This is a genomic window from Sphaerisporangium rhizosphaerae, from assembly GCF_042665155.1.
Classification (GTDB): Bacteria; Actinomycetota; Actinomycetes; order Streptosporangiales; family Streptosporangiaceae; genus Sphaerisporangium; species Sphaerisporangium rhizosphaerae.
In genome coordinates this window covers 325,703-340,794 of the sequence record NZ_JBHTCG010000002.1, presented here as the reverse complement: position 1 = coordinate 340,794, position 15,092 = coordinate 325,703, and the positions used below count along the sequence as shown (strand labels likewise).

At 69.9% G+C, this 15,092-nt stretch carries 12 protein-coding genes and 1 riboswitch; of the genes, 6 read left to right on the top strand and 6 right to left on the bottom strand.

What is annotated here, in order from left to right; genetic code table 11:
- Positions 1 to 28: 28 nt before the first annotated feature.
- From ACFQSB_RS04185 to ACFQSB_RS04160, 6 genes are all read right to left on the bottom strand, one after another.
- Positions 29 to 1,150, bottom strand: a complete 1,122-nt coding sequence (locus ACFQSB_RS04185) for a glycosyltransferase family 2 protein (RefSeq protein WP_380824308.1) — start codon at positions 1,148 to 1,150, stop codon at positions 29 to 31.
- A 279-nt stretch (positions 1,151 to 1,429) separates the two neighbouring features.
- Positions 1,430 to 2,311 (bottom strand): carbohydrate ABC transporter permease, encoded by an 882-nt coding sequence (locus ACFQSB_RS04180; protein WP_380824307.1) that lies wholly within the window; start codon positions 2,309 to 2,311, stop codon positions 1,430 to 1,432.
- Positions 2,311 to 3,252, bottom strand: a complete 942-nt coding sequence (locus ACFQSB_RS04175) for a carbohydrate ABC transporter permease (protein WP_380824306.1) — start codon at positions 3,250 to 3,252, stop codon at positions 2,311 to 2,313. The genes ACFQSB_RS04180 and ACFQSB_RS04175 overlap by 1 nt, the downstream gene beginning before the upstream one ends.
- 74 nt (positions 3,253 to 3,326) lie before the next feature.
- Positions 3,327 to 4,688, bottom strand: coding sequence for an extracellular solute-binding protein (locus ACFQSB_RS04170; RefSeq protein ID WP_380824304.1), 1,362 nt, complete (start codon positions 4,686 to 4,688; stop codon positions 3,327 to 3,329).
- A gap of 208 nt (positions 4,689 to 4,896) precedes the next feature.
- Positions 4,897 to 7,077 (bottom strand): alpha/beta hydrolase-fold protein, encoded by a 2,181-nt coding sequence (locus ACFQSB_RS04165; RefSeq protein WP_380824303.1) that lies wholly within the window; start codon positions 7,075 to 7,077, stop codon positions 4,897 to 4,899.
- A gap of 183 nt (positions 7,078 to 7,260) precedes the next feature.
- Positions 7,261 to 8,283: a LacI family DNA-binding transcriptional regulator gene (locus ACFQSB_RS04160; RefSeq protein ID WP_380824302.1), complete on the bottom strand. Its 1,023-nt coding sequence runs from the start codon at positions 8,281 to 8,283 to the stop codon at positions 7,261 to 7,263.
- A gap of 1,101 nt (positions 8,284 to 9,384) precedes the next feature.
- On the opposite strand from ACFQSB_RS04160, the gene ACFQSB_RS04155 reads away from it, so the two are divergent.
- From ACFQSB_RS04155 to ACFQSB_RS04130, 6 genes are all read left to right on the top strand, one after another.
- On the top strand, positions 9,385 to 10,422 hold the full coding sequence (locus tag ACFQSB_RS04155) for a fatty acid desaturase family protein (protein ID WP_380824300.1): 1,038 nt from the start codon (positions 9,385 to 9,387) through the stop codon (positions 10,420 to 10,422).
- Positions 10,423 to 10,547: 125 nt separating this feature from the next.
- Positions 10,548 to 10,651, top strand: a riboswitch (guanidine-I (ykkC/yxkD leader).
- Positions 10,652 to 10,699: 48 nt separating this feature from the next.
- Positions 10,700 to 11,869 (top strand): agmatinase family protein, encoded by a 1,170-nt coding sequence (locus ACFQSB_RS04150; protein WP_354838902.1) that lies wholly within the window; start codon positions 10,700 to 10,702, stop codon positions 11,867 to 11,869.
- A gap of 14 nt (positions 11,870 to 11,883) precedes the next feature.
- A complete protein-coding gene (locus ACFQSB_RS04145) occupies positions 11,884 to 12,873 on the top strand; it encodes an ABC transporter substrate-binding protein (protein WP_380824298.1) in 990 nt (329 codons plus the stop codon).
- Complete coding sequence (locus ACFQSB_RS04140; protein WP_380824296.1) at positions 12,870 to 13,757, top strand: ABC transporter permease; 888 nt, start codon at positions 12,870 to 12,872, stop codon at positions 13,755 to 13,757. Before ACFQSB_RS04145 ends, ACFQSB_RS04140 begins: the two co-directional genes overlap by 4 nt.
- Positions 13,754 to 14,521, top strand: a complete 768-nt coding sequence (locus tag ACFQSB_RS04135; RefSeq protein WP_380824295.1) for an ABC transporter ATP-binding protein — start codon at positions 13,754 to 13,756, stop codon at positions 14,519 to 14,521. The genes ACFQSB_RS04140 and ACFQSB_RS04135 overlap by 4 nt, the downstream gene beginning before the upstream one ends.
- 43 nt (positions 14,522 to 14,564) lie before the next feature.
- A complete protein-coding gene (locus ACFQSB_RS04130) occupies positions 14,565 to 14,993 on the top strand; it encodes an OsmC family protein (RefSeq protein WP_380824294.1) in 429 nt (142 codons plus the stop codon).
- The last annotated feature ends 99 nt before the right edge of the window (positions 14,994 to 15,092 follow it).

Sequence of the window (15,092 nt, the reverse complement as noted above, 5' to 3'; positions counted from 1 at the left end):
GGGAGCCGCGCGGGCCCGGGATCGGCGCTCATCGGGCGGCCACCGGGTAGCGGCCGAGGATCTCGGCTCGCCGCGTCGCCGACGGCCGGTGGAAGTAGAGCAGCTCGCCCGGGGTGTCCATGCACTGGACCGGGCCGGACAGCTCGGCACCGCGGGTCTCGTCGATGATCAGAAGATCGCTCGTCGCACCGCGGGCCGCCAACTCCGCCATCGCGGTTTCGACCGTGTCCTCCTCGACCACCATGAGCCGGTAGGTGCGGGACACCGGCGGCCGGCCATCGAGGGCCCGCGCGGCGACCTCGAAGCAGCGCATCGCCTCCACCCAGCCGATCCGCCCGCCGGCGGGGTTCATGGCGAGGCCGGCGATCGACTGGATCGCCACTTCGGGCGCTTGGTGCTTGGCCGTCATGTAGGCGAGATTGCGGACCCAGTCGTCGTACATTCCGGCGTCTATCCCCCGGCGCCGCTGGTGGTACGCCACGGCCGAGGCGCTGAAAGCGAAGGCCAGTCCCGCCTGCCGCAGCCGATATCCAAGGTCGGTGTCCTCGAGTCCCCAGCCGAGAAATGCCTCGTCGAAACCCCCGATGCGGCGCAGGTGCTCGACGCGCACCGAGGCGTTGCAGGAGAACAGGAGATGCCAGCAGATGGCGAGCCTGTTCATGTTGCCCGAGAATTCGGCCAGCACCTTCTCGCGCGGATCACCCCAGGCGACGGCGGGCATGGCGTCGAAGGCGAATTCGCGGCGGAGGCGCTCCTCGTCGAAGTCCCCGTCTCCGAGGTCCGGGCGGGCGCCGATCACGACGAGGTCATTCCTGAGCCGGTGGTAACGGACGTGTTCGGCGAGGAAGGCCGGCCCGACCACCGTATCGGCGTCGACCATGACGACGAGCTCGCCGGTGGCCTTGGCGATGGCCGCGTTACGGGCGGCGGCCCGGCTCGACCGTTCGGTGCGCGGAAGGTAGAGGTAGGTCAGATCGTCATGGCCGGACAGCTCGGCGACCATCTCGCCGGTGCCGTCGGTGGAGCCGTCGTCGGCGACGACGACCTCGAAGGAGTCCTCCGGATCGAGCACGCTGTGCGCAAGCGTGTATAACAACAGGCGCAACTTGCTCCGCGCGTTGAAGGCTGGAATGACGACGCTGACCTTCACGGAACCTCCGGTGAATGGGCGGCAAAGGACGACCGACACGGTCACGGACACATCGAACGCCGTCGCGACCAGAATTATCAACCGTCCGCAAGTCCAGTGCAACGATTGTGGAAGGGCACCGGATCGATGAACGGACCACGGTCGTCGCCGTCAGGCGCGCGAATCGATCGCCCTTCTGGTGAATGCGCCCACTGTGCGAATCGACGGTGAGAACAGGAAGACCTCCGGGTGTGGTGGATATGACATCTCCACCACGCCCGGAGGTCTTGCGAGCCGCGGCTACCTCAGGCCGCCGACCGACAGGCCGCCGCGCCAGTGCCGCTGGAGGGTGAAGAAGGCGATGATGAGGGGGACCACCGACACCAGGGCGCCCATGATGATGAGGCTCCACAGGGAGGTGCCGCCCGAGTTGTTCGCCGAGGCGATCCCCTGCCAGACGCCGAGGCCGACGGTGACCGGGAACAGGCGGTTGTCGGAGAGCATGGCGAGGGGCAGGAAGTAGTTGTTCCAGGACGCCACGGCGGACAGCAGCAGCACGGTCACCACCGCCGGCCGCATCAGCGGGAAGGCCACCCGGAAGAACGTCCGCATCTCCCCCGCGCCGTCGACCCGAGCCGCGTCGAGGATCTCGTCGGGGACGGCGTCGCGCGCGTACACGTGCATCAGGTAGACGCCGAACGGGTTGAGAAGCGACGGCAGGATCACCGCCCAGATCGTGTTGGTCAGTCCGAGCCCGGAGAACATGATGAAGGTGGGGATCACCAGCGCCGTTCCGGGCACCATCAACGCGCCCAGCAGCACCGAGAAGGTGAAGCGCCGGCCGGCGAACCGGTATTTGGCGAATCCGTAGCCGGCCATGACGGCGAGGATGGTGGCCCCGACGCCGCCCGCCAGCGCGTACAGCGTGGAGTTGAGTATCCACCTGCCGTAGATGCCGCCGTCGTAGGTGAACAGGCGCTCGAGGTTGCCGAAGTAGTCGACGTTGTCGGTGAACCACAGCGTGTTGCCGCCGCCGAACAGGCCGGGGGCGTCCTTGGAGCTGTTGACGATGACCCACCAGAACGGGACGAGGAAGTACACGACCAGGAAGCCGAGGAGCACCTGCAGGGGAAGGTGGCGTTGCGGCCTTCGGCGTCCGGCGGCGCGGGAGAGGGTGGTCATCAGAGGAAGCTCCTCCGCTTGCGGGTGAAGAACAGGAAGGCGTAGACGCAGACGAAGACGATGCCGCCGAGGGCGAAGGAGATCGCCGATCCGTAGTTGAAGTTGGCGAGCTTGAACGCCTGCGCGTACGCGTACATGTTGGGGGTGAAGTCCGGTGTGATCGTGCCGGCCGCGAGGTAGCGCAGGATCTGCGGCTCGTTGAAGAACTGCAGGGTGCCGATGAGCGAGAAGACCAGGATGAGGAAGATCGCGGGGGCGATCAGCGGGATCTTGATCCGCAGCGCGGTCTGCCATCTGCCGGCGCCGTCCATGCGGGCGGCCTCGTAGAGCGTCGGGTCGATGCCCTGGAGCGCCGCGTACAGGATGATCATGTAGTAGCCGGCCCACTGCCAGGTGACGACGTTGATCAGGGCGTAGAAGATCAGGTTCTTGCTGAAGAAGTCGGGCGGGGTGCCGCCGAACAACCCGAAGATGTCGGTGAGCGGCCCGAAGCTCTTGCTGTACAGAAAGCCCCACATGACGGCGCCGATGACCGTGGGGATCGCGTACGGCAGGAAGATCATCAGCCGGGAGAAGCGGGTGAACAACGTCGTCACGGCGTCAAGGATGAGCGCCATGGCGAGCGCGATGACGATCTGCAGCGGGATGGCCACCAGCGAGAAGCGGATGACGAACCACGCCCCGGACAGGAAACTCGGGTCGGTGAACGCCTTGGCGTAGTTGTCGAACAGGACGAAGCTGGTGCCGCCGATCAGCTTCTTCTGGAACAGGCTGAGGTACAGCGCGTAGGCGAGCGGCGCGATGAGCAACGCCAGGAAGACGATCGCGAACGGGCCGACGAAGAGCCACCCCATCAGATGCTCGCGCAGGCGCACCTTGCCGTGGATCTTGGATGTCTTGTCTTCAGTGCGCGGTGCGCTCTCCTCGATCAGGAGGGTCATCTTGGGCTCCGGGAATGTCGACGCTGGGAGATCGTGGGTGGGCCGGCCGGGGACGGCGCGGCCCACCCGGGTCGTCACTGGACGGTGAATCCTTGTTCCTTGGCGTAGGCCGCCACGTCCTCCTGCAGCTTGTCGGCCGCCTGCGCCCCGGTGACCGAGCCTTCGATCATCGCGCTGACCTGCTTGGTCATGGCGTCGAAGTAGTACTGGCCGAACGGGCTGTAGGTGACGCCCTTGTAGGCGTCCGCCGCGGGGACGTAGACCTCCTTGTTCGCCTGCTGGCCGTTGAAGAAGCCCACCTTGGCGTCCACGAACTCGGGGGACTTCAGCGCCTTGAGGTTCAGCGGGAAGATGACCTGGTTGGTCCAGCCGTCCTTGAGCGAGTCGTCGTCGGCGTACAGGCCGTAGGCCACCTTCGCCGCGAGTTCGGGGTTCTTCGCCTGGCTGGTCACCGAGAAGGCCGACCCGCCCCAGTTCACCTGCACCGGGTTGGCCGGGTCCCACTGCGGGAGCGGCGCCACCGCGAACTTGCCGGTGTCCTTGCCCTTGCCGACGCCGGCGCCGGTGAGGTAGCCGGGCGCCCAGGCCGCCGAGATGTAGGTGGCGTACTTGCCGTTGATCACACCTGAGATGTACTCGGGAGTGAACTGGTCCTGGGTCCCGACCAGGCCCTTCTTCGCCAGGCCTCCCCAGTAGTCGAACACGTCCTTGGACGCCTGGTCGTTGAGTTTGACCCCGATCGACTTCGGCTGCGCCGGGTCGTAGGTGAACGGAGCGGCGCCCTTCTGGATCTGCAGCGCCATCAGCAGCGCCGGCACGTTGGCGCCGAGGTCGCCGAAGTGCGGGCCCCCCGCGTCCTTCACCTTCTGCGCGGCCTTCTCGTACTCGTCCCAGGTCTTCGGCGGCGTGATCTTGTACTTGTCGAAGACGTCCTTGCGGTAGATCATCGCGAGCGGGCCGCCGTCGACCGGCACGCCGTAGACGGCCTCACCGACCGAGACGTCCTTCCACGCGCCCTCGCTGTAGTTGGCCTTGACCGCGTCGAAGCCGTACTTCCTGATGTCGACGAGCGCGTTCTGGATCTGGAAGGTCGGGATGCGGTCCATCTCCACCATGATCACGTCGGGCGCGCCGGTGCCCGCGGAGATGGCCGTCTGGAACTTCTGGTACTCGTCGCCGCCCTGGCCGACGTTGGTCCAGCAGACCTGCACCTCGTTGTTCTGCTTGTTGAAGTTGTCGACGACGAGCTGCGTGTTGGGGTACCAGCCCCACATCGTCACGACCGGCAGATCCTTCTTGGTGATCGTGTTGGTGCAGCTGCTCGCGTTGTTCCCGCCCGGATTGGCCGTGCTCTTGCCCTGGTCGGGGGAGCAGGCCGCGAGCGCGCCCGCGGCGGCGAGCAGGGCCGCCGCGGTTATGAGGGACTTTCTCTTCATTGGATGTTCTCCCTTTGGGGGGGTCGTGGCGCACAAGGTCCATGCGCCACCGCTGAGGCCGGATGATCGGCGGAACCGGGCACGGGTGACACACCCCGTGCCCGGTTCCCATTGCCGATCCTCCGGTGAGCGCTCGGCACGCTCCCGTGCCCGGCGACCACCACCGGGGCCCCCGATGCCCCGGCGGCGCCGCCTCGGACGGGATCGCCTAGCGCTTGAACAGGCGCGGCGCGAGGTCGATGAGGTTCTTCTGCCACACGTCCCAGCCGTGCGGTCCAGGGGTGACCCCGTCGAACTCGTAGTGGACGCCGAGGGTGTTCATCGTGGTCAGTCCGGCCATGAACGACGGGTACACGAAGTCGGTCACGTCTCCGACGTACACGCGGAACAGCTTGGTCCCGTTGTTGATCGCCGCCACGTCGACGCCGGTGCCACTGCCGAACCCGGCCGAGAACGCCGCGACGTAGGCGAACCGGCCCGGGTAGGCCTTGAGCACGCCGATCGCCTGGCCGCCGCCCATCGACAGGCCGGCGAGGGCCTGCTGGGAGGGGTCGCTGGAGATGTGGTAGGCGGCGCGGGCCGCCGGGACGATGTTCTCCAGCAGTTCCTTGGTGAAGTTGGAGGAGTTGCCGTTGCCCATCACGACCACCATGGGCACGATGTCGCCGTCGAGGTACTCGTGGTCGAGGATCTGCTTGGCGCGCCCCATCTCGGTCCAGTCGGTGTAGTTCTGGCCGCTGCCGTGCTGGAGGTAGAGGACGGGATAGGCCTCCGCGCGGTTCGGGTCGTACCCCGGCGGGGTCCACACCAGCGCGGTGCGCTCGGCGTTCGCCACGGTGCTCTGGTAGGTCAGGCTCTCGACCTTCCCGCCCTGGCCGGCGGGAACGTCGGACAGCAGGCGCGACCTCTCACCGGGGATGAAGAAGGAGCTCCAGGCCGGCTCGGAGGTGATCTTCGTCGGGTTCGACGCGTCCTTGACCCCCACCGTGTCCACGATCCACCGGTAGTAGTAGAACCACGGCTCCAGCGGTCCCACGGTCGCCCGCCACCGGTCGCCCTCACGCGACATCGGCACGCGCAGCCAGCTTCCACCGGGAGCGATGTTCGCCCACACCGTGACGTGCTTGGCGTCCTTGTAGTCGGTCGTGGTCTCGAAGGTGACGAAGCCGTCCTTGGTCACGAACGGCGTCGGGGTGGTGCCGGGCGCCGGCGGGGTGAACTCGCCCTTCAGCGGCCCGTGACCGGCGCTCGGACCGTGGTCGCCCACCTTGCGGAACAGCCGCGGCAGGAAGTCGATCAGGTTCTCCTGCCAGGCGTTCCAGTTGCCTCCCGCGTCGGGGTTCACGCCGTCGAACTCGTACTTGACCCGGGCGCGGTCCAGCGCCTTGGTCAGGGCGACGGTCGCGTTGTAGGCGGGGTCGGTCACGTTGCCGGTGTACAGACGCACCAGCTTGGCGCCGTGGTCGGGGCCGGGCTTGGGACCCGGTCCGGGACCCGGTCCCGGCACTCCGGCGGGGAGCTGCGTCAGCGGACTGGAGAACGAGCCGGCGTAGGCGAACCGGCCGGGGCCGGGCAGGGCCGCGCGCAGCGCCTGCGACCCGCCCTCGGACACACCGGCGATGGCCTGGTGCTCCCGGTCGCGGTGGACGCGGTAGGCGTCCCCGACCGCCTTGCCGAGGTCGTTCAGCTCCTTGTCGCCGTCCGCGCCGTCGGAGATCACGACCACCATCGGCTCCATGGCGTGACCGGCCGACAGGTTGTCGAGGATCTGCTTGGCGCGGCCGAGGTCGAGCCAGTCGGTGGCACTGCCGTCCGCGCCGGACCGCAGGTACAGCACCGGGTACGGCTTGCCGCCCTTGGCTGCCGCGTACCCCGGCGGCGTCCACACCAGGGCCGACCGCTCCTGGTCCTTGGTGCGGTAGGTCAGGGTCTCGATCTTGCCGCCCTGCTCGTCGGGCGCGTCCGCGAGCAGCCGCGCCGAGTCGCCCGGCACGAGGAAGGTGCTCAGGAGCGGCTTGGACGCCACGCCGGCGCTGTTGGTCGGGTCCTTGATGCTCTTGGTGTCATCGGCGGTGACCTGGTAGTAGTACAGCCCCGGCTTGAGCGGGCCGAGAACCCCCGACCAGACGTCTCCCCGGCGGGTCAGTCCGTACTCCGTCAAGGCCGCGGAGGGGCCGAAGTTCCCCACGATCATGACCTGCGACACCTGGCCCAGGTTCGCCTGGATGTAGGCCGCCGGGACGCTGAACGACGCGTAGCGGTCCTCCGAGACGCTCAGCCACGGCGTGTCCGCCGCCGCGGCCGGTCGCGGTGCGAGCAGCATCGTCGTGATCGCCAGCACTCCGGCGGCGACCATCGCCGAGAAACGGCGTACGCCCTCGTGGCGCACGCTCCCATGGTAATCTTTCACTTGGTTTCACCCTTCCTTAAATGGTCGGCGGCGGATGCGACCCGCCAGCCGATCAGCTCCTGAGTGGGTGCGCCGTGGTCTCCCTGTGTCACCTCCGTCACGGGCAGGCCATGCCCTCCTGACCCTTCGGTGCGTCTCGATATGGTCTGCGTGGTGTGCCGGTCATAAGCCGGGCGTGCTCCTCGGTGGCGCGGTGGAGCCGCGCACCACCAGGCGGGTCGGAATCTCGATGCGGCGGTGGCCCTCCCACTCGCCGGTGACCAGTGACTTCAGCAGGTGCGCGGCCTCGTATCCGAGCCGGTACATCGACTGGTCCACCGTGGTCAGCCCCGGCTCGGCCAGCGCCGACTCCGGGATGTTGTCGAATCCGACCACCGAAAGGTCGCCGGGGACGCTGAGCCCACGCCCCTTCGCGACCTCCAGAACCTTCAACGCCATCCCGTCGCTCGCCGCGAAGATCGCCGTCGGACGGTCCGCGCCGGCCAGCAGGGCGTGTGCCAGCGGGGTCGCGGACTCGGGGTTGAAATCCCCTCTGCCGATCAGGGCCGGGTCGAACGGGACACCGGCCGCGGCCAGCGCCTTGCGGTATCCCTCCTCGCGCGACCACGCGGACGCAAGGCTGGAACGGCCCGCGATGAATCCGATGCGCCGATGCCCGAGGCCGAGGAGATGCTCGACCACCGAAGTCGCGCCCGCGAGGTTGTCCGCCGTCACCGAGGGAACCGTAGAGCCCCGGACCGGGTCGATGACCACGACCGGAGTGCCGCTGCGGACCTCGTCCCAGGGCGTGACCACGATGCATCCGTCCGTGAGCGTGCCCGACAGGCGGGTCAGATGCCGCTGCTCCCAGCCCTCCGCGTACGTCCCGTAGAGGTCGCTGTTGGCGTAGATGATCAGGTCGAAGCCCGACCGGCTCAGTGCCTGCATCACGCCCTTGAGCACCTCGGCCGTGTAGGACTGGAAACTGTGGGCCACCAGGCCCAGAACGTTGGTGCGACTGCGCCGCAGGCTCGTCGCCACCAGGCTCGACTCGTAGCCGAGCTGCTCGATGGCCGAACGCACCTGCGCGATGGTGCTGGCGCTGACGCCGTAACGCCCGTTGACGACCCGCGACACCGTCGCGGTGGAGACGCCCGCCACTCGCGCGACATCGCTCATCGTCACCGGCGCACCGACATCGGCCATGCGGCCCTCTCCATTGCAAACGTTTTCGATCACGTTTCCGGCGCTTAACGTAACTGACAATGTTTGCGCACACAAGACCCTTTTCGGCCTTGCGGACACGCACTAAAGGGCATGGCCGCGTGGTGCGGACCGACCGGGAAACCGCCCCTGCCAGGGCGAACTCGGAAGCCACGGCGGGGGTATGCGGACACGGCGGAGGACGGCGGGCGTCACCGGTCATGTGAGCGTGCTCATGAGAGTGCGGGCGCGCCCCGCGGAGAACCGACCAGGGTGGCCGTCGCCGGGAGGTGCCCCGTGGCAGCGCCGGACGGCCGGAGTTCGCCGCGGCGCCCCGAGGCGGGGGCGCGCATGAACGTCCGGGGCAGGAGGCCTCGGACGCGGGGGACCGCGGATTCCACCGCCGTATTGGACCCCCGTCCGGCGCCGTTCTCCACCGGCGGAATCCTGCCGGCGGCACGCATTCCCGTGCGAGCATTTCGACCCGTGTCCCCCGCGATGAGCCCGTCATCGCATCGGCCGGAATATCGCCCGAGAATTCTCTTCATAGGGCCGGGCCGGCCGTCATTCCGCCGCCGTTCTCCGGAGAACCCCGGACATGCCCGCGCGTCATGACGGGTCGCCTCGCGCACCAGGTCACAGCGGCGCCCGCGCCGTCAGGCGCACTGCCGGCCGGCGCCGCGCGTGAGCCGCCTCGCGCGCCCTCGGCCCGCTTCCCCGCCAGGCCGGGGCCGTCAACTCCGCCACGAACGCGCCGTGAACCGGGCCCTGACACGCGGCGAATCCGGAAAACCGCCGCGCGCCTCCCGGTGTATCCGCTGGATCGCCTTCGCGCGAGGGAATGCCGCCGTCCATCTCCGGCCGCCGGGTACGCCGCCATGGCAGGCCCGCGTGCCCGTGATGCGGCCGTGATGCGGCCGTGGCGGGGCCATCGTGGGGCCATGGTGGGGCCAGCACTACCGTGTACCCGCCTGGTACCAGGATGTCGAAGGACATGGTGCCCCGGACAGTGTTGATCGGGCCTGCCCGATCCGTCCGGCGCCGCGTGCGGTGTCGCCACGGCGCGGGGACGGGCGGCCGATCCGCCACCACGTCAGGAGAGCCGTGACCGAAACCTCCACCATCGACGCCGCCACGCGCGGCAGCGACTTCGCCCGGCTCTCCCGACGGGTGGCCGAGGCCGGACTGCTGGACAGGCGTCCCGGCTACTACGCTCTGCGCCTCGGCCTGGTCACCGGCCTGTTCGCGGGCGGGTGGGCCGCCTTCCTCGCCCTCGGCGACTCCTGGGCCCAACTGCTGGTGGCGGCGGGCCTCGCGGTCGCCTTCGCGCAGGTGGCGCTCATCGCCCACGACCTGGCCCACCGGCAGGTCTTCCGGTCCAGGCGGCTGAGCCAGGGCGCCGGATGGCTGGCGGGCAACCTGGCCATCGGCATGAGCTACGGCTGGTGGATGGACAAGCACACCCGGCACCACGCCAACCCCAACCACGAGGACCACGACCCGGACGTCTCCCCCGACGTGCTGATCTGGTCCTCGCGGCAGGCCGCGTCGAGCCGGGGCGCCGCCCGGGTCATCGGGCGGTGGCAGGCGTTCCTGTTCTTCCCCCTGCTGACGCTGGAGGGCCTCAACCTGCACCTGGCGAGCTTCCGGGCGCTGCGGCGTCCCCGGCTCAAGCACCGCGGGGTGGAGGCCGCGCTGCTGACCGCCCACGTCGTGGCCTACCTCGTGGCGGTGTTCGCCGTGCTCCCCCTGGGCAAGGGGCTGCTGTTCGTCGCCGTTCACCAGGCGATCTTCGGGGTGTACCTCGGATGCACGTTCGCGCCCAACCACAAGGGCATGCCCATGCTGACCGCCGAGGACCGCCTGGACTTCCTGCGGCGTCAGGTGCTGACCTCCCGCGACGTGCGCGGCGGCCTGATGCTGGACATCGCCCTCGGCGGCCTGAACCACCAGATCGAGCACCATCTGTTCCCGAGCATGCCGACGCCCAACCTGCGCCGGGCCAAGCCCCTGGTGCGGGCCTACTGCGCGGAGCTCGGCATCCCGTTCCACGAGACGGGCCTGATCGCCTCCTACGCCCAGGCCCTGCGCCACATGCACACCGTGGGCGCGCCGCTCCGCGCGGGGAGCGCGACCGACTGACCCCCGAGACGGGTCGCCCGCGCCCCGTGCCGCAGGGCTGTGCGTAGTACGTCACCGATCCGCTACGGACGGGAAACCCGGAGGAAACAGGCCGCGGCTGTCATGAAGGGGACTCACCGCCCCCGGTGAGGCGCACCTAGGGTTCCGCCCTCGTCGGCCGGCGAGGGGCTGGTCCGAGAGGTGCAGGCGGCCTGCGGCCGTTCCACGGCGGGACAAAAACCCGGGAGACAGTCATATCGGCTGCCTCCTGTGTGAGGCGTTTCCGAAAGGGAGTGCCGTGGGTCACCTTCACGACAACTACGGACCCGAAGCCCGCCGCGCCGTCGAACGCGAGGCCGAGCTTCCCCTGACGATGCACCGCCGCGAGATCGAGCGCGGGCTGGAGTACGGCCTGCCGGGCGCCGAGTCGATCGTCGACCGCACCATCCCCACCTTCTCCCGAGGCGAGCTGCCGCACTTCGCCGGGATCAACACCTTCCTCAAGGCGCCCTACGTGGAGGACGTGCGGCGCTGCGGCGAGTACGACGTGGCCGTGCTGGGCGCCCCGTTCGACGGCGGCACGACCTACCGCTCGGGCACGCGGTTCGGCCCGCAGGGCATCCGCAAGATCTCCGCGCTGTACGGGCCGTACAGCTTCGAGCTGGGCGTGGACCTGCGCGAGTCGATCACCATCGCCGACCTCGGGGACGTCTTCACCATCCCGGCGAACATCGAGAAGACCTTCGACCAGATCAGCAAGGCGGTGTCGCACGTCTACGCCAGCGGGGCGTTCCCTGTGGTGCTCGGCGGCGACCACTCCATCGGCTACCCGACCGTGCGCGGCGTCGCCGAGCACGTCTCCGGCAACGTCGGCATCATCCACTTCGACCGGCACGTCGACACCCAGGAGACCGACCTCGACGAGCGGATGCACACCACGCCCTGGTTCCACGCGACCGACATCCCGAACGTGCCGGCCAAGAACCTCGTGCAGATCGGCATCGGCGGATGGCAGGCGCCCCGGCCGGGCGTGAAGGTGGGCAGGGAGCGCGGCACCACCATCATGACCGTCACCGACTGCGTCGAGATGGGCATCGAGGCGGCCGCCGAGCGCGCCCTGGAGGTCGCCTGGGACGGCGCCGAGGCGGTGTGGCTGTCGTTCGACGTCGACTGCCTGGACGCGGCGTTCGTCCCCGGCACCGGCTGGCCGGAGCCGGGCGGCTTCCTGCCGCGCGAGGTGCTGAAGTTCATCCAGCTCATCGCGGACGCCCGGCCGCTCGCGGGCATCGAGGTCGTCGAGTGCGCGCCGCCCTACGACAACGCCGAGATCACCGCCCTCATCGCGACCCGGGTCATCTGCGACACCCTCGGGTGCCTGGTCCGCGCCGGCCACCTCCCCCGGCGCGCCGCCGCCCGGGCGGACGGCTCCGGGCCCGCGGGGGCGCACGTCAACGCTTCGCAAGCCTGAGAGGGGAGCCTTCGATGCTCCGACGCCTCATCCTGCCCGCCGCCGTCGTCCTGGTGCTGGGCACCGCGTGCGCCGCGGCGCCGGACTCCGCGCGGCCGGCCGACCCCGGGGGCGCCCCGGCGGTCAGGCTCGGGTTCAGCGCCTGGCCCGGCTGGTTCCCCTGGCAGGTCGCCGAAGAGAAGGGGCTGTTCGCCAAGAACGGCGTCACGGTGGAGCTGAAGTACTTCGACAGCTACACCGACAGTCTCAATGCCCTGGCGACCGGCAACATCGACGCCAACAGCCAGACGCTGAACGACACCCTGGCCTCGGTCGCGGGCGGCGCCAAGGAGACCGTCGTGCTGGTCAACGACAACTCCACCGGCAACGACCAGATCATCGCCAAGCAGGGCGTGAAATCCCTGGCCGACCTCAAGGGCGCGACCGTGGCGGCCGAGCAGGGCACCGTGGACCACTATCTGCTGCTGCTCGCCCTGCGCAAGGCCGGCCTGACCGAGGCGCAGGTGAAGTTCCAGCCGCTGCCGACCGACGCGGCCGCCGCCGCGTTCGTCGCCGGCCGGGTGGACGCCGTCGGCGTCTTCGCCCCCTTCACCACCACCGCGCTCAAGCGGCCCGGCAGCAGCGCGATCACCAGCTCCGCGGACTTTCCCGGCGCCATCCCCGACCACCTGGTGGTCACCAGGGACCTGCTGGCCAAGAACGACAAGGCCGTGCAGGCGCTGGTGAAGACGTGGTTCGACACCATCGCCTGGATCGGCGCGAACCGGGCCGAGGCCGTACAGATCATGGCCGGGCGCGCCGGCGTGAGCGCCGCCGACTACGAGACCTACGACAAGGGCACGACGATCTTCACGCTGGAGCAGAACCGGGCGGCGTTCGCCGGCGAGCTGCCCGCCCGGGCCAAGGAGATCTCCGAGTTCCTGGTCTCCAGCAAGCTGGTCGACGCCGCTCCCCCGCTGGACGGACTGCTGGAGCCCCGGTTCGTCCAGGCGGTGCAGCCGTGACCCGGGCCTCCGCGCCCGCCGGGGCCCCGATGTCGCGGCCCGCCGGCGCCGCCGGCCCGCTCGAGCCGTCCCCCGCGCCGGGCGCCGTGCCGGGCGGGCGCGGACGGCGGGTGCGGCTGCTGTCCAGCGCCGTCTCGCCCCGGACGGCCTGGGTGCTGCGCGCCCTTTCCGTGCTGCTCCCGCTCGCCGCCTGGCAGGCGGTCAGCGTGAGCGGCCTGACCGACCCCACCTTCCTGCCCTCGCCCGCCGCCGTCCTCGCGGCCGGCCGCGAGATGGCGGTCCGCGGCGAGCTGTGGTCCGACCTCGCCGCGAGTCTCGGCCGCGTCGGCCTCGGTTTCGCGCTCGCGGTGCTCATCTCGGTGCCGCTCGGCTTCGCGATGGGCGCGCTTCCGTGGGCGCAGGCGCTGGCCGAGCCGTTGATCGGCCTGCTGCGCTACCTGCCCGCCTCGGCCTTCATCCCCCTGCTGATCATCTGGCTGGGCATCGGCGAGGCGTCCAAGGTCGCGCTGCTGGTGCTGGGGGTGGTCTTCTTCAACACGCTGATGACGGCCGACGTCGTCCGGCAGGTGCCCCGGCGGTTGCTGGAGGTCTCCGCGACGCTCGGCGCGCGCCGTCTCAGGGTCGCCTTCCGCGTGGTGTTCCCCTACGCGCTGCCCGGCGTCATCGACGCGATGCGGGTCAACGCGGCGGCGGCGTGGAACTTCGTGGTCGTGGCCGAGCTGATCGCGGCCACCTCCGGGCTCGGGTACCGCGTCATCCGCGCGCAGCGGTTCCTGCAGACCGACCGGATCTTCGCGATCCTCGTGGTGATCGGCCTGATCGGCCTGGCCATCGACGTCCTGCTCCGGCTGTTGCGCGCACGGGTCGGGAGGTGGGCCGCGTGACGCTGCGCCTTGAGTCGGTCGGCAAGGAGTTCGCGCCCGGGCGGCCGGTGCTGGCCGATCTCGACCTCACCGTCGCGCCCGGGGAGTTCGTCTGCGTGGTGGGAGCCAGCGGGTCGGGCAAGTCGACGCTGCTCTCGCTGATCGCCGGGCTGACCCGCCCGACGTCCGGACGGGTGCTGCTGGACGGCGAGGAGGTCACCGGGCCGGGCCCCGAGCGCGGCCTGGTGTTCCAGACGGCGTCGCTGTATCCGTGGCGCAGCGTCGCGCGCAACGTCGCCTTCGGGCTGGAGTCGCTGGGGCTGCCGCGCGCGCGGCGCGAGGAGCGGGTGGGCAGGCTGCTCTCGGAGGTCGGGCTGTCCCACCTCGCCGGCGCGCTGCCCGGGAGGCTGTCGGGCGGGCAGCAGCAGCGCGTGGCGATCGCCCGGGCCCTCGCCTGCTCTCCGCGCGTGCTGCTGCTGGACGAGCCGTTCGGGGCGCTGGACGTGCAGACCAAGGAGGACATGCAGCTGTTCGTCCGCCAGATGTGGCAGGAGGAACCGACCACCGTGATCATGGTCACCCACGACGTGGAGGAGGCGGTCTTCCTCGGCCGGCGGGTGCTGGTGCTGTCCTGCGACCCCGGCCGGATCGCCCGCGACCTCACCGTCGGCCTGCCCGCCGAACGGCCGCTCACCGTGAAGCGGTCGCCCGCGTTCCTCGCGCTGCGCGCCGAGGTGGAGGACTTGGTCCGAGCCGAGCACCGCGCGCACCAGGCGCGCGTGTAGGTTCGGGCATGTAACCATCTCAGCGTTGAAAGGGAAGATCGCCATGGCGACCACACGTACCGCGACGACGCAGTGGAAGGGCGCGCTGCTCGACGGCTCGGGCTCGGTCTCGCTCAACACCTCCGGCGTGGGAACCTTCGACGTCACCTGGGCCTCGCGCTCGCAGGACGCGAACGGCAAGACCAGCCCCGAGGAGCTGATCGCGGCCGCGCACTCCTCCTGCTTCTCCATGGCGCTGTCGCACGCGCTCGCCGGGGCGGGCACGCCGCCGCAGGAGCTGGAGACCACGGCCGATGTGACCTTCCAGCCGGGCGAGGGCATCACCGGCATCGTGCTGTCGGTGCGCGGGCAGGTGCCGGGCATCTCCGCGGAGGACTTCCAGACCGCCGCCGAGACCGCCAAGGCCAACTGCCCGGTGAGCAAGGCGCTGGCCGGCACCACCATCTCGCTCAACGCCGAGCTGGTCGCCTGACCGGACGGCCCACGGCCCCCGCGCGACGACCGCGCGGGGGCCTCGCCATGTCCCGGTATGTCCGGCATCCGTTTTCAAGGCAAAGTAAACCTTTACAGC